The organism is Geodermatophilus sp. SYSU D00766 (genome assembly GCF_054049915.1).
Genome location: NZ_JBJGYI010000004.1, coordinates 1 through 19,797, shown reverse-complemented (window position 1 = coordinate 19,797; position 19,797 = coordinate 1). Strand labels below are relative to the sequence as shown.

Annotated in this window: 22 protein-coding genes; 9 read left to right on the top strand and 13 right to left on the bottom strand. The window is 75.0% G+C overall.

What is annotated here, in order from left to right:
- The 12 genes from ACI8AD_RS05115 to ACI8AD_RS05060 all read right to left on the bottom strand — a co-directional run bounded on the left by ACI8AD_RS05115 (window position 1) and on the right by ACI8AD_RS05060 (window position 10,819).
- A complete protein-coding gene (locus ACI8AD_RS05115; RefSeq protein WP_456869448.1) occupies window positions 1-1,299 on the bottom strand; it encodes a FliI/YscN family ATPase in 1,299 nt (432 codons plus the stop codon).
- Window positions 1,296-2,111 (bottom strand): FliH/SctL family protein, encoded by an 816-nt coding sequence (locus ACI8AD_RS05110; protein ID WP_456869447.1) that lies wholly within the window; start codon window positions 2,109-2,111, stop codon window positions 1,296-1,298. Before ACI8AD_RS05110 ends, ACI8AD_RS05115 begins: the two co-directional genes overlap by 4 nt.
- On the bottom strand, window positions 2,095-3,174 hold the full coding sequence (gene fliG / locus ACI8AD_RS05105) for a flagellar motor switch protein FliG (protein WP_456869446.1): 1,080 nt from the start codon (window positions 3,172-3,174) through the stop codon (window positions 2,095-2,097). The genes ACI8AD_RS05110 and fliG overlap by 17 nt, the downstream gene beginning before the upstream one ends.
- On the bottom strand, window positions 3,171-4,769 hold the full coding sequence (fliF, locus tag ACI8AD_RS05100; protein ID WP_456869445.1) for a flagellar basal-body MS-ring/collar protein FliF: 1,599 nt from the start codon (window positions 4,767-4,769) through the stop codon (window positions 3,171-3,173). The genes fliG and fliF overlap by 4 nt, the downstream gene beginning before the upstream one ends.
- Window positions 4,769-5,095, bottom strand: coding sequence for a flagellar hook-basal body complex protein FliE (gene fliE / locus ACI8AD_RS05095; RefSeq protein WP_456869444.1), 327 nt, complete (start codon window positions 5,093-5,095; stop codon window positions 4,769-4,771). Before fliE ends, fliF begins: the two co-directional genes overlap by 1 nt.
- 80 nt (window positions 5,096-5,175) lie before the next feature.
- On the bottom strand, window positions 5,176-5,574 hold the full coding sequence (gene flgC, locus ACI8AD_RS05090) for a flagellar basal body rod protein FlgC (protein WP_089404496.1): 399 nt from the start codon (window positions 5,572-5,574) through the stop codon (window positions 5,176-5,178).
- Between the two features lies 1 nt (window position 5,575).
- Window positions 5,576-5,923: a flagellar basal body rod protein FlgB gene (gene flgB, locus ACI8AD_RS05085; RefSeq protein ID WP_456869443.1), complete on the bottom strand. Its 348-nt coding sequence runs from the start codon at window positions 5,921-5,923 to the stop codon at window positions 5,576-5,578.
- 351 nt (window positions 5,924-6,274) lie between these two features.
- Window positions 6,275-6,619, bottom strand: coding sequence for a hypothetical protein (locus ACI8AD_RS05080; RefSeq protein WP_456869442.1), 345 nt, complete (start codon window positions 6,617-6,619; stop codon window positions 6,275-6,277).
- On the bottom strand, window positions 6,616-7,002 hold the full coding sequence (gene fliS, locus ACI8AD_RS05075; protein ID WP_456869441.1) for a flagellar export chaperone FliS: 387 nt from the start codon (window positions 7,000-7,002) through the stop codon (window positions 6,616-6,618). Before fliS ends, ACI8AD_RS05080 begins: the two co-directional genes overlap by 4 nt.
- 53 nt (window positions 7,003-7,055) lie before the next feature.
- The gene (gene fliD / locus ACI8AD_RS05070; RefSeq protein ID WP_456869440.1) at window positions 7,056-8,402 is read right to left on the bottom strand and encodes a flagellar filament capping protein FliD; all 1,347 of its coding nucleotides are present in this window, start codon (window positions 8,400-8,402) and stop codon (window positions 7,056-7,058) included.
- Between the two features lie 128 nt (window positions 8,403-8,530).
- Window positions 8,531-9,727: a flagellin N-terminal helical domain-containing protein gene (locus ACI8AD_RS05065; protein ID WP_456869439.1), complete on the bottom strand. Its 1,197-nt coding sequence runs from the start codon at window positions 9,725-9,727 to the stop codon at window positions 8,531-8,533.
- 129 nt (window positions 9,728-9,856) lie between these two features.
- Entirely contained in the window at window positions 9,857-10,819 is a 963-nt protein-coding gene (locus tag ACI8AD_RS05060; RefSeq protein WP_456869438.1) for a sigma-70 family RNA polymerase sigma factor, read from the bottom strand.
- A gap of 148 nt (window positions 10,820-10,967) precedes the next feature.
- On the opposite strand from ACI8AD_RS05060, the gene ACI8AD_RS05055 reads away from it, so the two are divergent.
- The 9 genes from ACI8AD_RS05055 to ACI8AD_RS05015 all read left to right on the top strand — a co-directional run bounded on the left by ACI8AD_RS05055 (window position 10,968) and on the right by ACI8AD_RS05015 (window position 17,584).
- Window positions 10,968-11,462 carry a flagellar protein FlgN gene (locus ACI8AD_RS05055; RefSeq protein ID WP_245817188.1) on the top strand — a complete coding sequence of 165 codons (495 nt, stop codon included), beginning with the start codon at window positions 10,968-10,970 and terminating at the stop codon, window positions 11,460-11,462.
- Window positions 11,459-12,889 (top strand): flagellar hook-associated protein FlgK, encoded by a 1,431-nt coding sequence (gene flgK / locus ACI8AD_RS05050; RefSeq protein WP_456869437.1) that lies wholly within the window; start codon window positions 11,459-11,461, stop codon window positions 12,887-12,889. Before ACI8AD_RS05055 ends, flgK begins: the two co-directional genes overlap by 4 nt.
- A 5-nt stretch (window positions 12,890-12,894) precedes the next feature.
- A complete protein-coding gene (gene flgL / locus ACI8AD_RS05045; protein WP_456869436.1) occupies window positions 12,895-13,773 on the top strand; it encodes a flagellar hook-associated protein FlgL in 879 nt (292 codons plus the stop codon).
- A complete protein-coding gene (gene fliW / locus ACI8AD_RS05040) occupies window positions 13,770-14,174 on the top strand; it encodes a flagellar assembly protein FliW (RefSeq protein WP_456869435.1) in 405 nt (134 codons plus the stop codon). The genes flgL and fliW overlap by 4 nt, the downstream gene beginning before the upstream one ends.
- Window positions 14,175-14,247: 73 nt before the next feature.
- On the top strand, window positions 14,248-14,514 hold the full coding sequence (gene csrA, locus ACI8AD_RS05035; RefSeq protein ID WP_089404506.1) for a carbon storage regulator CsrA: 267 nt from the start codon (window positions 14,248-14,250) through the stop codon (window positions 14,512-14,514).
- 233 nt (window positions 14,515-14,747) lie between these two features.
- Window positions 14,748-15,140 carry a hypothetical protein gene (locus tag ACI8AD_RS05030; protein WP_456869434.1) on the top strand — a complete coding sequence of 131 codons (393 nt, stop codon included), beginning with the start codon at window positions 14,748-14,750 and terminating at the stop codon, window positions 15,138-15,140.
- A 111-nt stretch (window positions 15,141-15,251) separates the two neighbouring features.
- Complete coding sequence (locus ACI8AD_RS05025; protein WP_456869433.1) at window positions 15,252-16,340, top strand: flagellar biosynthesis protein FliA; 1,089 nt, start codon at window positions 15,252-15,254, stop codon at window positions 16,338-16,340.
- 141 nt (window positions 16,341-16,481) lie between these two features.
- Window positions 16,482-16,823 carry a hypothetical protein gene (locus tag ACI8AD_RS05020; protein ID WP_456869432.1) on the top strand — a complete coding sequence of 114 codons (342 nt, stop codon included), beginning with the start codon at window positions 16,482-16,484 and terminating at the stop codon, window positions 16,821-16,823.
- Window positions 16,820-17,584 (top strand): hypothetical protein, encoded by a 765-nt coding sequence (locus ACI8AD_RS05015; protein ID WP_456869431.1) that lies wholly within the window; start codon window positions 16,820-16,822, stop codon window positions 17,582-17,584. The genes ACI8AD_RS05020 and ACI8AD_RS05015 overlap by 4 nt, the downstream gene beginning before the upstream one ends.
- Before the next feature lie 56 nt (window positions 17,585-17,640).
- Here the strand turns inward: ACI8AD_RS05015 and ACI8AD_RS05010 are convergent, their stop codons facing one another.
- Complete coding sequence (locus ACI8AD_RS05010; RefSeq protein ID WP_456869430.1) at window positions 17,641-19,527, bottom strand: NlpC/P60 family protein; 1,887 nt, start codon at window positions 19,525-19,527, stop codon at window positions 17,641-17,643.
- Between the last annotated feature and the right edge of the window lie 270 nt (window positions 19,528-19,797).

Here is a 19,797-nt window from a genome sequence, read left to right as displayed (position 1 = left end):
TCAGCCCGCGGTCACGAGCCGGTGCAGCATCGCCCAGGCGTCGTCGGGGGCGGTGCTGTCCTCCAGCGACTGGCGCAGGAAGGCGTCGATGGCGGGGGAGAGCAGGCGGGCCCGGTCGACCAGGGGGTCGCTGCCGGCCTGGTAGGCGCCGATCTCGACGAGCTCCTTGACGTCGCGCAGCGCGCCCATGAGCCGACGCATCTCGCGGGCGTCGGCCATCCGCGCCGGGGCGGTGACCGCGCCGGCGACGCGGGAGATCGACTCCAGCACGTCGACGGCGGGGAAGTGGCCGGCGGTCGCCAGCCGGCGGGTGAGCACCACGTGCCCGTCGAGGATGGAGCGGGCGGTGTCGGCGATCGGCTCGTTGTGGTCGTCGCCCTCGACGAGCACGGTGTAGAGCCCGGTGATCGACCCGGTGGAGCCGGGGCCGGCCTTCTCCAGCAGCCGCGGCATCATCGCGAACACGCTCGGCGGGTAGCCGCGGGTGGCCGGCGGCTCCCCGGCGGACAGGCCCACCTCGCGCTGGGCCATCGCGGTGCGGGTGATGGAGTCCATGAGCAGCAGCACGTCGCGGCCCTGGTCGCGGAAGCCCTCGGCGATGCGGGTGGCCACGAACGCGGCCTTGAGCCGCACCAGTGGCGGCTCGTCGGAGGTGGCGACGACGACGACGGTGCGCGCCATCCCCTCCGCGCCGAGGTTCTCCTCCAGGAACTCCTTGACCTCCCGGCCGCGCTCGCCGATCAGCCCGATGACCCGGACGTCGGCCTCGGTGCCGCGGGTGATCTGCGCGAGCAGCGTGGACTTGCCGACGCCGGAGCCGGCGAAGATGCCCAGCCGCTGGCCCTTGCCGACCGGCACCAGGGTGTCCAGCGCGCGGACGCCGACCGGCAGCGGCTCCTCCACCCGGCGGCGGGAGAGCGCGTGCGGGGTCTCGCTGGCCAGGTCCACCCAGTCGACCCCGGCGCCGAGCGGGCCGTGCCCGTCGACCGGCCGGCCGAGCCCGTCGAGCACCCGGCCCAGCAGCGCCCCGCCGACCGGCACCTGCAGCGGCATGCCGGTGGCGCGCACCGGCGCGCCGGCGTGCACGCCCGAGATCTCGCCCAGCGGCATGCAGGTCAGCCGGTCGCGGGAGACGGCGACGACCTCGGCGAGCAGACCCGTGCCCACCTCGACGAGGTCACCGACGGCGGCGGCGACGCCCTCGACGGTGAGGGTGAGCCCCATGGCGCCGACGACGGAGCCGGTCAGCTGCGGGCGGGCGGCCAGCCGGGCCCGGGACAGGACGGCGGCGGCGCTCACGCCGACAGCACCGCCCGCACCCGCGCCAGCGCCATCGACAGCTGCGCGTCGACCCGGCGCGGGCCGCACTCGGCGATCGCCCCGGCCCGCTCGACGGCGTCGTCACCGACCACCGTGACCGTGGGGGGCAGCGCGGCCAGGGCGTGCGGCGGGACCTCGGCGAGGTCGTCGGGGTGCAGCCGGACGACCGCGGGGGCGTCGGTGGGGACGAGGGTCAGCGCGCGGCGCACGGCGTCGAGGCCGGCGGTGGTCGACGCCGACAGCTCGCGGCCGAGCAGCTCCTCGACCAGGCCCAGGGCGCCGTCGAGCACGGTGTCGCGGACGTCGTCGGCGGTGGGCACGGCCGCGGCCTCCAGGGCGGCGGCCGCGGCGCCGAGGGCCGCGGCCGCCGAGGCCGTGCGGCGCTCCCAGCGGGCCTGCACCTCGGCGAGCCGCGCGGCCGCGGCGGCCTCGGCCTCGGCGACGACCTGCCCGGCGGCGGCCACGCCCTCGGCGTGCCCGGCGGCGAAGCCCTCCCGGCGGGCGAACTCGCGCAGCCGGGTCAGCTCCTCGGCGTAGACGTCGCCCAGGCGCAGCACGCCGCGGCCGTTGGGCACCGGGACGTCGGCGGCGCGGCGGCTCGCCGTCCGCCGCTCGACGGTGACCTCGGGGGCGGAGGCGACCACCGGCGAGGGGCCGGCCGGTGCCGGCGCGGGGGCCGGCCGCGGTGCCGGGGGCACGGTCGTCCCGGCGACCTGCCGGTAGGGGGCCGCGGCGCTGGCCGAGGCCCCGCGCAGCAGGACCGATCGGCGGCCGTCAGGAGACGAACTCATCGTCCCCACCGCGGGAGATGGTCAGCACGCCCTGCTCCTCGAGCGTGCGGATGACCGCGACGATCTTGCCCTGCGACTCCTCGACGGTGCGGGCGCGGACCGGGCCGAGCAGCTCGATCTCCTCGGCGAGGTTCTCCGCGGCGCGCTCGGAGAGGTTCCGCACCACCTTGTCGCGGACGTCGGGGCGCACGCCCTTGAGCGCGGTGGCCAGGTCGCTGGAGGCGACCTCGCGCAGCACCAGCTGCATGGAGCGGTCGTCGATCGTGACGATGTCCTCGAAGACGAACATCTGCGCGCGCACCTGCTCGGCCAGCTCCGGGTCGGAGGAGTCCAGCCACTCGAGGATGGAGCGCTCGGTGGGTCGCGGCGAGCGGTTGATGATCTCGACGAGGGTCTCGACGCCGCCGACGGTGGACATGTCCTGGTGGGCCAGCAGCGACCCCATGCGCCGGCTGAGCTCCTCCTCGACCAGCCGCACCATCTCCGGGGAGGTGCGGTCCATCGTCGCGATCCGGTGGGCGACCTCGGCCTGCTGCTCGGGGCTGAAGCCGGAGAGCACCTCGGCGGACTGCCCGGCCGACAGGTGGGCCAGCACCAGCGCGATGACCTGCGGGTGCTCGTCCTTGAGGAAGGTGACCAGCTGGCGGACGTCGGCGTTGCGCAGCGAGGCGAAGGGCACCTCGGTGTAGACGACGTTGAGCCGGGCGAGGATGCCCTCGGCCTTGTCCTCGCCGAGGCCCGCGGCGAGGATCTCGCGGGCGAAGTCGACGCCGCCGCGGCCCACGAAGCGCTGGGCGGCCATCATCGTGTGGAACTCCGACAGGACGCCGTCGACGTCCTCGGGCTCCACCGTGCCGAGCTTCATGATCTCGCGGGTGAGGGCCTCGACCTCGCGGGCGTTGAGCTTGGACAGCAGCAGCCCGGCCTCCTCCTTGCTCATCTGGGCGAGGAAGACGGCGGCCTTGCGCAGGCCCGGCATCTCCGGGCGCGGCGGCGCCGGCGGCAGGGCGGGCAGGTTGGTCCCGCCCGCGCCGACCAGCTGCTCGACCGATGCCAGCGTCATCGGACGTCACTCAGCCAGCCGCGCAGCATCTGCGCCACCTCGTCGGGACGTTCGCTGACCATCGAGGCGATCTCCCCTCGGACGCGCTGGCGCTCGGCGGCCTCCAGCTCCAGTGCACGGGTGTCCAGCACGGCGGTGTCGTCGCGGGAGCTGGCCACCCGCAGCCGCTCCAGCTCGGCCATCAGGCCGTCGTCGATCTCGTAGGGCTCGTCGTCCTCGTCCTCCTCGTCGTCGCCGCGGCGGCGCGAGCGCAGCCACACGACCAGGACGAGGAGCGCGATGCCGAGGGCGATGCCGCCGGTCCGGATGAGCGACCACATCTGGGCCTGCTGCTCGGCCTCGCGGGCCTCGGCCATGGCGGCGGCGGCCTCGTCGGCGGCCTTCGTGTCGAAGGCCAGCGAGGCGACGCTGATGTCGTCGCCGCGGGCCTCGTCGAGGCCCACCGCGTTGCTCACCAGGTCCTGCACCTGCGCCTGGTTGAGCCCGCCGGCCACGGTGTCGTCCATGACGACGGCGACGGTGAGCCGCTTGACCTCGCCGGGCGCGGTCACGGTGTTGGTGACCGTCTGGTCGACGGCGTTGTTCGACGTCGAGGACTCCGTCGAGTACTCGGCCTGCCCGCCGCCGGTGCCGTTCGCGGCGTCGGCGGTGTTCTCCGGGCCCAGCACGCCGCCCACGGCGGTGCCGTCCCCGGTGTAGGTCTCCGTCGAGCTCTGCTGGGACACCGGCGGGGTGCCGTCGGTGTAGCCGTAGGTGGTCGCGGTGCTGTCGCGCTGGGACATGTCGAGGTCGGCGCGCACCGAGACCTCCGCGTGCCCGGGGCCGAGCACCCGGTCGAGGATGGCCTGCGCGTTGGCGGCCAGCCGGGTCTCGTAGTCCGACTCCATCTGCGAGCGGGCGTCGCCGGCGGCCGAGGTGAGCCCCGTCCCGGCGGCCGAGAGCAGCTGCCCGGAGGAGTCGCTGACGGTGACCTGCTCGGGCTCCATCCCCTCGATGCTCGAGGAGACCAGGTTGGTGATCGAGGCGACCTGCTCACCGGTCAGCTGGGTGCCGCGCTCGACGTCGAGGAGCACCGAGGCGGTCGGCTCGGCCTCGTCGGAGGCGAACACCTCCTCCTCGGGCAGCGCCACGTGCACGACCGCCTGCGAGACGCCGTCGAGCGCCTCGAGGGTGTTGGCGAGCTCGCCCTCGATGGCGCGCTGGTACTGCACCTGCTGCTGGAACTCGCTGGTGGTGATGCCCTGCTCGTCGAGCAGCGCGTACCCGGTCTCCGAGCCCGCGGGCAGGCCCTTGCCGCTCATCTGCAGCCGCAGGTCGTAGACGGCGTCGTTGGCGACCAGGATCGTCTGGCCGCCGTCGGCGAGCTCGTAGGCGACGCCGCCGGCGTTGAGCTCCTCGACGATCGCCGAGGCGTCGGTCGAGGCGAGGTTGGAGAACAGCGGCGCCATGGTCGGCGTCGTGACCCAGCGGTAGAAGACGAAGCCGCCGAGGGCCAGCCCGGCGACCAGCAGGCCGATGACGACCTTCTGGCCCAGGCTGATCGTGGCCAGGGTGCCGCGCACCTTCGCCAGCGGGCCCGCCAGTGCGGGAGGCATCAGACCGGCATCCTCATGATCTCGGTGAAGGCCTCGACGGCCTTGTTCTTCAGGGTCACGACCATCTCGGTGGCCACGGAGGACTCCTGGGCCGCGATCATGTAGTCGTGCACGTCACGCAGGTCGCCGGTGGCGGCCTGCACGGCCAGGTCGTCCCGGGTCGACTGCAGCGCCCCGAGCTGCTCGAGCGCCCCGGTGAGCGCCGCGGCGAAGCCCTCGCCGGAGGCCGGGGCCGCCGGCTGGGCGGCCTGGGCGGCCTCGGTGGCCTGGAGGGGGCCGACGGTCGGGACGGTGGGCAGCGAGATGCCGCCGATGGGGGAGGTCACGCTTCCTCCTCGCTGGCGCTCGTCGAGCGCACGCCCTGAGGTGCTCTGTCTTCTCGTGTTCTCGCGAGCTCGAACACCGATCAGCCCTTCCCGAGCTGCAGGGCGGCCTGGTAGGCGGAGGTCGCCCGCTCCAGGGACGCCAGGTTCGCCTGGTAGCCGCGCTGGGCCATGATCAGCTGGGTCATCTGGTCGCCGAGGTCGATGTCGGGGTAGCGCACGTAGCCCTCGGCGTCGGCCAGCGGGTGGTCGGGCTCATACACCAGCCGGCCCTCGCCGCTGCCGAACTCCGCGCCGGCGATGCGCACGCCGCCCTCGCCGGAGCCGTAGTCGACGGCCTGCGCGACGACCATGCGCTCGCGGAACGCCTCGCCGTCGGTGGAGCTGACGGTGTTGACGTTGGCGATGTTGTCCGAGACGGCGTCCATCCAGCGGCGGTGGACCGACAGGCCGGACCCGGAGATGTCGATGCTGTCGAACACGTCACGCCGTCCTGAGGGCCGTGCGCAGACCGCTGTACTTGCCGTCGAGCGCGGTCAGCGCGAGCTGGTAGCGCAGGCCGGTCTCGGTGGCGATGACCGTCTCGCTGTCGAGGTTCACGTTGTTGCCGTCCGTCCGCGTGGGCTCCAGCGAGCGGGCGATCGCGCCACCGGAGACCGTCGGCGTCCGGCCCTGGCGCAGCTCGGCGCGCAGCGAGGACTCGAAGTCGGTCCGGCCGGCGAGGAAGCCCGGCGTCTGGACGTTGGCGATGTTGTCCGCCGTCACGCGCTGGCGCTGGGCCAGGCCACTCAGCGCCGCGTGCAGCGTCGCCGTCGTGACGTCGCCGATCATCGGGCGGAGCGCCGGTGGGCAGGACGGCAGGACACGGGGTGCCTCCGGGTACGTCGGGGACCCCCGCGCGCGAGCGCGAGGGAGGGGCCGCCGATCCGTGGCGAGAGTGGTGCTGTCCGTGCAGGGCCGTCATCGGCATCGCCTCGTCAGACCTTGACCACGATCCGTGACGGAGGTGACCGGTGTGACGGGCGGCGCGATCGAGGGGGACGAGCCGGGGGGAGTCCCCCCGTGCCCCACGAGGTGCCTCCGTCGTGCAGATGGCACTCCTGGGGGCGGGACGACGACGGCCGGGCCCGCCGTGAGGCGGACCCGGCCGGGTCGGGAGCTGTGCAGATGTGCCAGGAGCGGTCAGAGCGCCCTGTCGACGAACGCCGCGACGGGGCGGGGGCGGTAGGCCATGCGGGCGGCGACGTCGCGCTGCCGCTGGGACTGGGTGATCCGCTCGACGAGCTCCTCGGCGACGGCGAGCTGGTGCTGCAGCAGCCGCGCGGCCCGTTCGCGCAGGTCCGGCGGGAGCGGCCCGAGCATCGTGGGCGGCGTCCAGTCCTCCATGCGCCGGCCCCAGGCGGCGATCTCGTCGGCGCGGTCACCGCGGATCGAGCGCTCGGCGTCGAGGACCTCGACCTCCATCTCCTCGAGGGCGGCGGCCCACTCGGCCCGCCGCTGCTCCTCGGAGGAGCGCGGCGCGCTCATGCGGTGCTCGCCGCCATGCTCGCTGCGGCCTGGCGCCACGCGTCGCGCAGCGGTTCGACGACCTGGAGGCAGGACCGCACGCGGCTCCGGTCAGCCCGCACGTTGGCCTGGACCATCTCGGTGAGCAGCCAGCTGTAGAGCGCCGCAAGGCGGGGGCCGCCCTCCCAGGCGTCGACCCGCAGGCTCGACTGCAGCTCCAGGACGATGTCCTGGGCGTGCTGCAGCTGGGCGCCGGCGGCCTGCCGGTCGCCGTCCCCCAGCGCGGTCAGCGCACGCTCCAGGTCCAGGGCGAGCCGGTCGTAGAGCATGACCAGCAGGCGCTGGGGGGAGGCCGTCGTGACGGCGTCGCCGACGTAACGGGCGCGGAGGGAAGCGGCACTCATCGGGCTGTCTCCTGGGGAAGAGGGGTCAGGGGGAGTGTCGGCCGGGCAGCTGGTCAGCTTGAGCTGGGGAGCGAGGCGATCTGGCCGGCCAGCCAGTTCGACTGGTTCTTCATGGCGCTCAGCGCGGTCTCCATCGCGGTGAACTGGCGGGTCAGCGTCTGCTTGCGCTGGGCGAGGCGGAGGTCCCAGGCGTCGATGCGGGTCTGGATGTCCTTGGCCAGCGCATCGCGGCCCTTCGCGAGCATGGTGAGCGTGCCGGTGGTCGTGTCGGTCGCCTTCTGCGCGAGCTCCAGCACCCGGTCCGCGACGCCGGGGACGGCGGCCGCGGTGCCGGCGGCGGGCGAGCCGTCGACGATCCTGCGGGCGAGGCCGGGGTCGGCCTTCAGCGCCGCCACGAACCGCTCCTGGTCGAAGGTGACCGTGCCGTCCCTGTTCAGCTGGATGCCTGCGCGGTTGGGGGAGCCGTCGCCGCCGACGGCGTAGGAGACGGCCGAGCGCAGGCTGCTGGCCAGCGCCGACAGACCCGAGTCGCCCTTGAGCACGGCCGTGGCACCGCCGTCGGCGGCCGTGTAGGTCTTGATGCCGCTCAGCGCGTTGTTCACGGCGTCGACCAGGGCCTTGACCTTGCCGGCCACGGCCTGCGGGTCGGCGGCGACGTCGACGGTCACGGCCGCGTCCTTGTCCGCCTTGCTCACCGTGATCGAGGTGCCCGGGATCAGGTCGGTGAAGGTGTTGGTGGTCGACGTGACATCGAACCCGTCGGTCGCCCCTCCGATGTGCAGGACGGCGTTCTGGCCCTTGGTGAGGTCGACGAAGGCCGGCCCCCCGCTGAGGGAGAAGCTGCCGGCGGCCCCGGAGCTCTTCGTGGTGACCTGGAGGCGGTACTCGCCCGGGCCGGTCTGCAGGACCGTGGCGGTCAGCCCGAGCTCGGGCTTCTTGTTGATCGCGGCGGCCGCCTCGGCCAGCGTCGCCGTGCCGTTGCCGTCGGTGTCCAGCGCGACGGCGGTCGTGGTGCCGCCGGCGGCCACGCTGATCGAGGTGGCCCCGAAGTCAGCCGTCGTCGTCGACCAGGTCGCCGTGCTCCGCACGGAGTGGGCGGTTGCGAGCTGGGTGACCGCGAACGTCACCGTGCCGGTCTGGGGCGCCGTGCCCGTGGTGGCCGTCACCGTGGACGAGGAGCTGGTCGCCCGGGCCGCGGACCAGGCCTCGGGCTTCGTCAGCGCCTCCGCGGCGGTGCGCACGGCGTCGAAGCGGGTGTTGATCGTCCGGTAGGCCGTGGCCGACGCATTGGTGACGGACAGCTTGGTCTTCAGCTGGGCCTGCGGCGCGGCCTCGGCCTGGACGAGCTGACTGATGAGGCTGGTGGTGTCGAGTCCGGAGACCAGTCCGTCGACGCTCATGCCTGCCACGGGGGATGCCTCCCGGTCGGTGGGGATGGGTGTACGCCAGTGAGGGGGGAGGTCGGAAGACCTCCCCCCTCACCGGGTGGTGCGGTGGCGCTACTGCGTCAGCCGTCCCTGGACGGGGATCAGCGGAGCAGCTGCAGGACGCCCTGCGAACCCTGGTTGGCCTGGGCGAGCATCGCGGTGCCGGCCTGGGACAGGATCTGGTTGCGGGTGAACTGCATCATCTCCTGGGCCATGTCGGCGTCGCGGATGCGCGACTCCGACGCGGACAGGTTCTCGACCGACACGTTCAGGTTGTTGATCGTGTGCTCGAAGCGGTTCTGCAGGGCACCGAGGTTGGCGCGGGCCGTGGAGACCGCCACGATCTGCTTGTCGATCAGCGTGATCGACGCCTGGGCCTTCACGTTGTCGCTGAAGTCCACGCCCCCGCTGCTGCCGGCGACGGCCGTGCCGTTGCCGGCGGCGAAGACGGTGGCGTTCGGCGTACCGGCGGTGGCGATCGTCCCACCGTTCACCGTGCTGCCGTCCTTGGACCGGACCTCGATGTGAGTGGCCTTGCCGTCGGCGTCCTTGATGACCGCAGCCGTCATGTTCTGGTTGAAGTCGGCGTTGGCGTTGAGGGCGTCGGCCAGCTCGGCGGCACTGTCCCGGGTGGCGTCCGCCGCCAGGGAGACGGAGTAGTTGGTGTCCGTCGACGTGCCGTCGGTGCTGAAGGCGAAGGTCAGGGCGCCGCTGTAGACCGGTGCCGTAGCCAGTGCGAACTTGGTGGAGCCACCGACCGAGGCGGTCGAGCCGAGCGTGGTCGCGATGCCCGAGACGTTGACCCCGCTGAGGTCGACCGCGATCTTGCTGTTCTCGTCACCGTCGGCACCGACCTGGAAGTTCAGGGTGCCGGCGGTGCCGTTGAGCAGCTTGATCCCGTTGAAGTTGGTCGCCTGGCCGATCCGGTCCAGCTCGGAGATCAGCTGCGTGGCCTCGGTCTGGATCGCGTCACGCGACTGGCCGTTGTTGCTGTCGTTACCCGCCTGGACGGCGAGGTCACGGACGCGCTGCAGGATCGAGTGGACCTCGGTCAGGGCGCCTTCCGCCGTCTGGACGACGGAGATGCCGTCCTGGGAGTTGCGGACGGCGACCTTGAGCCCGCCGACCTGCGAGCGCAGGCCCTCGGAGATCGCCAGACCGGCGGCGTCGTCGGCAGCACGGTTGATGCGGAAGCCGCTCGACAGCTTCTCCAGGCTCTTGGACATCTGGGTGTCCGTGGCCGAGAGGTTGCGGTACGAGTTCATCGCCGCGATGTTCTGGTTGATGCGCAGACCCACGGTGTTCCTCCTTGGAATCGGGTCTTCCGGTTCTCCCGCTGCATCCGTGCTGCGGGCTTGCACTGGCTGTTACGGCTGGGACGAGCCGGGGCTTGAGGCGAACCTCGATCTTTTTCGCGCCGGCCTCACTCAGGCGGGGCGGGCGGCTCCGTAGGCGACCTGCCAGCCGGCGCGGTGGCGGGGGACCGGCACGACGGGTGGCACGGCCCGCCCGGCCACCCGGTCGACGTAGAGCCGCTGCTGGTTGCGCGCGCGGACACCGCCGTCGGCCGCCACCGGCCGGCCCTCCCACACCTCGCTCATGGCGGCGTGCAGCAGGGTCAGCGCGCGGGCGCGCATCTGCGAGACGCGGGAGAGGGTGACCCCGAGGTCGGCGGCGATGTCGGTGAGCGACTCCCCGCCGAAGAAGTTGCGCTCCACGACCTCGTCGAGCCGGTCGGGCAGCGCCCGGATGGCGTCCTGCAGGTACCGGGCCCGCTCGCCGCGCAGCACCGCCCGCTCGGGCGACTCGCCGGGGTCGGGCAGGTCCAGCGTGCCGCCCTCGCCGCCGGTCTCGGCGTCGATGCTGACCATCACGGCGCGGTGCACGTCGACCTGCAGCGCCTCGAGCTCCTCGCGGCGCACCCCCAGGTCCTCGGCGAGCTCCTCGCGCGTGGGCGGCCGGCCCAGGCGGACGGTCAGCGCGTCGGCCGCGGCGTCGGTGCGGCGGGCGGCGGCCCGCACCGAGCGGCTGGCCCAGTCCCCGGAGCGCAGCTCGTCGAGGACGGCGCCCTGCAGCCGGGGGAGGGCGTAGGTGGCGAACGTGGCGCCGGCCGACGGGTCGAACCGGCGGGCCACCTCGACCAGTGCGACCTTGGCGCAGGAGAGCAGGTCCTCGCGACTGACGTGGCCGGGCAGCGAGATGCGCGAGGCCACCGCGTTGACCGCGAAGGAGCACAGCGGCAGGTGCTCGGTCACGAGCGCCGCGACCTCGGCCTCCGACCGCAGGGCGTCCGGGCGCGGCACCTCGGGCCGCGCGGCAGCGGCGGACAGCGGGGGAGCGGGGCGCGCGGCGACGGGGCGCTCGGTCACCGGGGAGCGGGCAGCTGGCACGGTGCCCTACTCGGCAGGGACCCTCCCGCCCCGGACGCACAACTCCTGCCAATCCTGCGATCTCGGCTTGAGGGGCCGTTGCCCGCTGCCGACGGTCCGAGGGCATGGCGCGGACGGCGGGAGGCCCCCGCCGGGGACGAGGGAGGCGGTGGCGGACGTGGACTACCAGCACCTGTCGACGCTGCTGTGGCGGGAGCAGGAGCTGCTGGACCTGCTGCTGTTCAAGGCGGAGGAGAAGCAGTACCTGATCCTGTCGGGCAAGACGCGCTGGCTGGCGCGCATCGCCCACGAGATCGAGGTCGTCCTCGACCAGCTGCGGACGCTCGAGGTCGAGCGCGCCGCGGCCACCGAGGCGATCGCCGTCCGGCTGGGCACCGGGGTCAACCCCTCGCTGCGCCAGCTGGCCGAGGCCGCGCCGGCGCCGTGGAACGACCTGCTGGCCCGCCACCACGAGGCGCTGCTGGTGCTGGTCACCGACCTGCGCAGCCTCTCCGACGCCAACCGCGAGCTCATCGAGGGCGGCCTGGCCGCGATCGGCGACGCGCTGCTGTCGGTGCGCCACCCCTCCGCCGGCACCTACGGCGCCACCGGCCGCTCCGAGGCCGGCTCCTCCCGCGCCGTGACTCTCGACGGTGCCCTGTGAGCAGCACGTTCGGCGGTCTGAACACCGCCTCGACGGCGCTCTGGGCGCAGCGGCGCGCCCTCGACGTCACCGGCCAGAACATCGCCAACGTCAACACCGACGGCTACTCCCGTCAGCGGGTGGACCTCCAGGCGATGGGCGGCACCGCCGTCCCGGCCGTGCACTCCGTCGACCACGGACTGACCGGGGGTGTCTCCGCCGACGAGGTGCTGCGCATCCGCGACGCCTTCCTGGAGGCCCGGGGCCACACCGAGCACGCGAACCAGGCCCGGCTGACCGCCGAGACCGAGGCGCTGCGCCAGGTCGAGCAGGCGCTGCGCGAGCCCGGCAAGTCGGGCATCCAGAGTCTGCTCTCGGACATGTGGGCCGGCTGGGACGACGTCGCCAACAGTCCGGACAACACCGCGGTGCGCGGTCAGGTGCTCGAGCGCCTCGGCGCCCTCGTCGACGGGATCCGGACCAGCCAGACCACCATCGACGCGGAGTGGTCCCGCACGCGGGAGAACCTGCGGGTCCTCGTCGCCGACGTCAACTCCGCAGCCGCCACCATCGCTGAGCTCAACCAGGCCATCCAGCGCTCGGCGCAGAGTGGGATGCCGGTCAACGAGCTCACCGACAAGCGCGACCTGCTGGTGATGGACCTGGCCGACAAGGTGGGCGCCACCGTCCAGCACCGGCCCGGCGGCGTCGTCGACGTCTCGGTCGGCGGGATCGTCTTGGTCTCCGGGGCGGCCGCCACCGAGCTCACCGTCGTCGGCACCGACGACCCGGCCGGCATCGACCCCGCCGTCAACCCGCCGGCCGACCCGCCGCGCATCCAGACCGCCCGGGGCAACCTGGCCGTCGTCCCCGGCGGCACCGCCGGCGGGCAGCTGGACGCCCTCACCCGGCTCCTGCCGCGGTACCGCGACGCGCTCGACGACCTCGCCGTGGACCTGGCGACGTCGCTCAACGCGGTCCACACGACCGGGGCCTACGACCTGGACGGGGCCCCGGGGACGCCGCTGCTCGGGTCGAGCGGGGGGCCGGTCACCGCGGCCTCCCTGAGGGTGCTCGTCACCGACCCGAGGAAGCTCGCCGCCTCGGGGGAGCCGCCGACCGCGGGGACCCCCTCGCTCGACAACTCGGTTGCCGACCGGATCGCCCAGCTGCGGCTGTCGCCCACCGGCCTGGACGCGACCTACCGGCGGACGGTGGTCGAGCTCGGCGTCCAGACCTCCGTCGCGGCGCGCAGCCTCGAGATCCAGGGCGTCGTCACCACGCAGGTCGACGCGGCGCGCGACTCCGTGGCCGGGGTGAACCTCGACGAGGAGATGACGAACATGCTCTCGTACCAGCACGCCTACTCCGCCGCGGGACGGCTGGTCACCACGATCGACGAGATGCTCGACCAGCTCATCAACCGCACCGGCGTCGTGGGTCGGTGAGCGGCGTGAGGATCACCCAGCGCGCCGTCGCGACCACCAGCCTGCAGGGCCTCAACCGCAACCTCGACCAGATCGGGAAGCTGCAGCAGCAGCTCACCTCCGGCCGGCAGATCAGCGCGCCGTCGGACTCGCCCACGGGTACCAACCGGGCGATGCAGATCCGGTCGAACCAGGCCGCCGTCGACCAGCAGTCCCGTGCGGTCGCCGACGCCAAGGCGTGGCTGGAGCAGACCGACTCGACGCTGCAGACGATGGTCCAGCACACCCAGCGGGTGCGGGACCTGGCGCTGCAGGCGTCCAACGACGGCGCACTCTCCGCCACCGGCCGCCAGGCCATCGCGACCGAGGTGACCTCGCTGCGCGAGGGGCTCATCGCGCTGGCCAACACCCGCTCGCAGGGGCGCCCGCTGTTCGGTGGGACGACGTCCGGCCCGGCCGCTTACGACACCGCCGGCGCCTACGTCGGCACCGCCGGTGACGTCAACCGGCGGGTGTCCGACGACGAGGTCATGGCCGTCAACGTGACCGGACCGGCCGCCTTCGGTGCCGGCCCCGGTGACCTCTTCGGCGTCGTCCAGGCGATCGCCACGGACGCGACCGCGGACCCCTCCGCGCTCTCCGGCCACCTCCAGGCGCTCGACGACGTCATGGCCGGCATGCTCGACGCGCTCGCCAGCGTCGGTGTGCGCGGGGCGCGCATCGAGCGGCTGGAGGAGATCGGCGCGGACCGCGCGCTGTCGCTGTCCTCCCAGCTGTCGGAGGTCGAGAACATCGACCTCCCCCACACGATCATGAAGTTGCAGATGCAGCAGATCGGGTACGAGACTGCGCTCGCGGCGACGGCCAAGGCGATCCAGCCCACGCTCCTGGACTTCCTCCGGTGACGCTCGCCCCCGTGGTCACCCTGCCGCTGCTGGGCATGGTCGCGCCGCTGCCCGGCTTCCCCGACTGCCGTGACTACGTGCTCGTCACGGCCGACGGCGACGGGCTGCTGTTCTGGCTGCAGTCGATGGACGCCGACGGACCGCGCTTCCTGGTCATCCCCCCGGCCCGGTGGTTCCCGGACTACGCGCCGTCGCTGCCGCGGCAGGTGCTCGCCGACCTCGACCTCGACGACGCCGCCGACGCCCTGCTGTTCTGCCTGGTCACCGTCCCGGCCGAGGGGGTGGCAGCGGCGACGGCGAACCTGCGCGCCCCGGTCGTGCTCAACCCGGCGAACTGGCGGGCCACCCAGGTGGTCCTGCCCGACGGCCGTCTTCCGATCCGGCGTCCCCTGCGCCGATAGGAGGAGGAGACCCCGTCCTCCTCGGACGGGGCCCGCGCCAGGACGGCCACCACACACCCATGGAGGGGTACCCGTGCTCACACTCACCCGCAGCGTCGGCGAGACGATCCGCATCGGCGACGACATCGAGGTCCACGTCGTCGAGGTCCGCGGTGGCACCGTCCGCCTCGGCTTCAAGGCCCCCCGCGAGGTGACCATCCACCGCGAGGAGGTCTACCGGCAGATCGCCGAGGCCAACCTGCTCGCCGCCCAGGTCACCGCGGACACCCTCGGCGCCCTCGCCGCCTTCGCCCCCGCGGCCGGCGGTCCCCCCGCCCCGCCGGAGGCCCGCGGCCACTGAAGGACTGGCACGACTGGCACGACTCGCACGGACGGCCGGCCCGCGCCTCGGCAACTCCTGCCGGAGCGCGGGCCCGTCCCGGCGGAGGCCCCGTCCGCACGGGCAAGACCTGACGAAGGTCTGCCCGCGGATTGCAGAGGGCACGGCGAGTTGTGTGCCCGTCACCGTCCGCTTCTGCGACAGAGTTGCCCCCGAGCACGACACAGGGGGCGATGGAGATGCAGCAGAGCGTGATGGCAGAGATCCCGCAGGCCGACGAGACCGTCGTCGTGCACGTGCAGCTGCGGCCGCGTCGCGGGTCGACCCGCCGCTGCCTGGCCGAGCTGTCGGCCCTGGCCGCCGCGCACCCCGCGGTCGCCTTCTCGGTCACCGGCCTGGCCAAGGACGAGCGCGTCGTCCGGGTGACCGTGGGCGTCGAGCTCGGCCCCCGCGCCGGCATCGCCCGCTTCTCGCCGCAGGCGCAGGCCGCCTACGCCTTCGTCAGCGACGTCTTCACCGTGCTGTACGACCACATGCCGGTCTACGCCACCGAGCCGGCCGCCGCCGAGCGCGCCGCCGCCGAGGCCCTGCTGCAGGTCGCCGACGAGCTGCTCGAGCCGGCCCCGGTCGCCTACGCGTCCGCCTGAGCGAGGACCCTCCTGCCCCCCCACCACTCGCTCCGCTCGTGGCGGGCCCCTGCAGGAGGGCCGTTCCAGCACCCCGCCGCACCGTCGCCCCGCGATCGTCTGGAGACCCCGGTGACCACCTCCGCTGCCGACCGGCCGGCCGACGCCGGCACCCGCGCGCCGCTCGTCTTCGGCGGCATCCCCGAGGCCGAGGGCTTCGCGGCCGTCCCGATCACCGCCCGCGACCGGGTGCACTTCCGGGTCGACCGCGACCTGCCGCTGGCCGAGTTCCGCGCCGACCTGCCCGACGGCGTCACGGTCAGCCACGACGAGGGGGAGGGCCTCTACCGGGTCGACGGCCCCTGCGGTCAGGGCCAGGTCCTCGCCGACTGGGTCCGCGCGTGGTGCGCCGGCCGCGGCTGCGCCACCGTGGGCCTGCGTGCCGAGGCCGGCGTCCGCCGCCGCGCCCCGCGCGACCTGCCGCCGGCCTTCCTCGAGGACCTGTGCCGGCACTACCACCCCGTCAGCCTCAAGCGGCTGCAGCGCAACTCCAGCACCCTGCGGATGCACGTGCCCGACCCCGACGACCTGCACCAGCAGGTCGCCGAGTGGATCCTCAAGGCCGTCGGCCAGTACGACGAGACCAAGGGCGTGCCGTTCGGGGCCTTCCTCGCCACCCAGCTGTCGAAGTGGGTGCACGACCTGGGCCGCAGCGCCCACGGCCGGACGGCGGCCGACACCGAGAACCGCCAGCAGAAGGCGATCGCCGCATTCCAGGCCGAGCACCAGCGGCGGCCCACCGAGCGTGAGCTGGCCGCCTACCTGGGCCAGAGCGTCGAGACGCTGCGCCGCAACGCGCAGACCGTCGCCACCCTCTCGGGCCTGCGCAACCTGCAGTCCCTCGACGGCGGGCCCGACGCGGCCGAGGTGCTGGTGCCCGACTCCACCGAGGCGCCCGACCAGATCATGGACGAGGCCGAGCAGACGCTGCTGTCGCACGCGCTGACCGCCGCCTGCGCCCCCGACCCGACCGCCGCACGCGGCCAGCGCGCCGCGCAGCCCAACGTGCTCGGCTGGGCCACCTGGTACCTGACCACCTGGGGCGGGCAGACCAAGACGCAGGTGTCGGCCGACCTCGGCACCTCGGTCCGCAACATGAACGTGCACGCCGACCGCGTCGAGCGCGCGCTCAAGGACCGGTTGACCGAGCTGTCCGAGTGACGCGTGGGTGAACGGACCGCAGGAGTCCGCACCTGACGGGTACACCCGGGCTCTCGCCTGCCGATATCCAGAGCGGAACCGGGAGTGCCCGCCGCCGCGCCGCGCGGCCGGGACCCGATGCGCCGACGGGGGGAGGGTGCGGTGAGCGTGCTGCCCGCGGGCGACCCCGCCGTCGTCCTGCTGCCGCACTGGCTCTCGGCGGCCGACCGCGAGCTGCTGGCCACCGTCGTGCGGGCCTCGCTGGACGCCCCGGAGCTGCACCCGGTCGACGCCGTCCACCTCGCCGACGTGCTCACCGAGCTGCACGTCGCCGCCGCCCGCGAGGCCGTCTGGCCCGGCCCCGCGGCCCGTGTCCGCCGGGTGACCGGCTGGCCCGACGACGTCCTGCCGGTGCGGCTGTCGGCCGAGGAGCTCGACAGCGTGCTCGGCCTGGCCGCGCTGCCGGCCGCGCTGCGCGCCGCCCTGGCGGGACGCCGCCCGTGACGTCCTCGCGCGCGCTGCGCCCGGGGTCGGGCCTGCTGTCGCGGCTGCGCCCGGCCGCGGTCGCCGTCGACGACGTCCGCGCCGCCGCCGCCGCGGTGCTGCCGGTGCTGGCCACCGGGGGCCTGCGCGCCGCCGTCCTGACCGACCCCTCCGGCGGCCCCGTGCTGGTCCTCGCCGAGGACGAGCGCCGCACCCGGATGCCGCTGCGCGACCTCGCCGAGGACATGACCGACGCCGGCGTGGCGCCCACCGCCGACGGCGTCGCCGCCGCGCTGACCGCCGTCGTGGCCGGGCGCCCGGTCAGCGACGCCGTCGCCGCGCGCAGCGGGGTCGCGGTGCTCGACTGGACCGACGGGGCGCGGTCGGCCGTGGGCTGGCAGGTCGTCGTCCGCCGCGGTGAGCGCACCGTCGCGTGGACGCCGTCGGACCGCGCCGACGCCGACGCCGTCGCCCGCACCCGGGCCGGTGCCACCGCGCGCGCCGCCGACGCGGGGGGCGTGCTGCGGGTCGAGGGCCCGGTGGCGCTGTGGTCGCACCCCGGCGCGCCGGTGCTGGCCACCGCCGCGCTGGCCGCGCCCGACCGGCTGCTCGCCCGGATCGCCGACGCGGGACTGCCGCTGCGCGACCCGCACGTCGTCGTCACGCCGGCGCGGCCGCTGGCCTGTGCGGTGGCCGGGGTGGCCGACCGGCTGGCCGGCCTGACCGGGGAGGCCTGCGTGCGGCTGCCCTGGTCCGGCCTGTCCGCCCTCCGCTGGCTCTGAACGAGGCATAGGAAGCTCTACCCACGTCCTGCACTGCAGGACGCGGGTGTTGCTTCCTATGCCGCGTCGGCCAGGTCGCCGAACTCCCAGTGCCAGGGCTCGGGCTTCTCCCCGCCGGGGCGGGCCCAGTCGGGGTTGACGAACCCGAACCGCCCCGCGTTCTCCGTCATCCACCGCCACTGCGGCGTGCCGGCGACGTTGATCCCGCCGCACAGGTCGACCGCCAGCGCCCAGCCGTGGTTGGACGTGCCCGGCACCGCGGCCAGCGCCGGCTTGCGGCGGAAGGCGTCGACCTGCGCGGTCATGGACCGGTAGGAGTCGGTGATGCACAGCGGGCGGCCGAACTGCGCCTCGAAGGCCGCGGCGAGCGCGGCGTACCCGGCCGCGGCGTCGCAGCGCAGCGCGTGGCCGCGGGCGATCGGGCACAGCGCCTCGACCGGGATCCGGCCGTTGCCCCAGCCACCCCAGGCGGGGCTGACCGGCCCGGCCGGCGGCGGGGGAGCGCCACAGGCACCCCGGCCCGACGCCGTCGCCGGCAGCGGCGCGTTGGGCTGCGCCGGGGCGGGCAGGGTCACCCGCACCGCGCGGGCGTCGTCGGGCAGCGGCCGCACGCCCACCCGGTAGGTGGCGGCCGAGGCGCCCAGCACCTCGCCCTCGCCCAGGTAGAGCCCGACGTCGGAGCCGCCGTCGGAGACGACCAGGTCGCCGACCTGCAGCTGCGTGGCGGGCACGACCGTGGCTGCCGCCCACTGCCCGGCCGCGGTGGCCGGCAGGTCGTACCCGGCCAGCAGCCACGCCGCCGCGGTGAGACCGCCGCAGTCGAAGCCGTCCGGGCCGGTGGCGCCGGGGGCGTAGGGCCGCCCGGCCATCGACAGCGCGCTGCTGACCGCGGTCACCGTCTCGGCGGGGAGCACCGTGACCGGGTGGTTGCCGGCGACGGCCCAGGCCACGCCGGGCACGGCCTGGCCGGCGGCGTCGAGGGCGGGGGAGAAGCCGTCGGGCAGCCGGCCCGGGTCGGCCAGCTCGGCGGCCGACGGCGGCTCGATGCCGGCCGACGCCAGCTCGGCGAGGGAGGCCTGCCAGCGCTGCAGCGCCGCGGCGTTGCGTGCCTGCTGCTCGCCGGCGGCGGGCACGGTGTCGAGCGCGGCCAGCTGCGCGGCGACGTCGAGGCCGAGGTCGCCGGCGGTCTCCCGGACCCCGGCCAGCAGCGTGCGGGCCTGCGCGGTGGCACCGTCGAGGGCGGCCTGCGCCGAGCCCACGCGGTCCTCGGCGGCCTCGGCGGCGGCTGCGGCGCGCTGGGCCCGGACGACGGCGGCCTCCCGGTCGCCGTCGGCGCGGTCGGCCAGTGCCTGCAGGTACAGCACGTCGGGGGTGGTGCCGGGGGCGTCGGCGTCCAGCGCGAGCACCGGCATCCGCCCGGTGGCCGGGGCGCGGTAGAGGTCGGCCGCGGCGGCGCCGACGGTGCCCCGCTCCGCGGCCACGGCGGCGCGGGCGGCCTGCGCGGCGGCGGTGGCGTCGGTGAGCTCGGCGCGGCGGGCGCCGATCTCGGCCTGCAGCCGGCGGTAGGCGTCGGCGTCCTGCAGCAGCGTGCTGCGGGCGGCCAGCGCCAGCCCGGCCGGGTCACCGGCCACCGAGGCCGAACCGGGCGCGGAGGTGGTGGGGGCGAGCAGCACCGACAGCGCCGGCACCAGCAGGGTGGCCAGCCCGACGACGAGCAGCCGGGGACGCCAGGGACCGCGCAGCCGCGCGCGCAGGCGGTGCCGGCGGGCGGCCCTCCGGCGCTTCGGCGGCGTCCGGCGCGTCGCGGGGCGCCGGGTGCCCGGACGTCCGGCGTCGCGGGCGGCCAGCGCAGCGCGCAGGGCCTCGGCCTCGCGGGCGGTGAGCTCGCGGCGGGGGCTGGCCGCCCGGGTGCGCGGGGGAGCGGGCGTGCGCGGTGCGGGCACGGCGTGGTCCCCCGGCGGTCTCGACTGGCGTGGCCGCGCTCCGTGGTGGAGCGCTCGCCGTCGGATCGGCCGGTCGGGGGACCCGGAGGAGGGAGCGGGCGGGCGACCTCACCCCCGCGGGGGAGGAGGTCCGCCCGCCCGGGGGACGCAGGGACGGGCACGTCCGCGGAAGTGCACCCGTGGGGGCGGCCGGGCGCGGGGGCGGGGGGTCGCGGGGGGGGGGGCGGGGGGGGGGGGGGGGGGGGGGGGGGGGGGGGGGGGGGGGGGGGG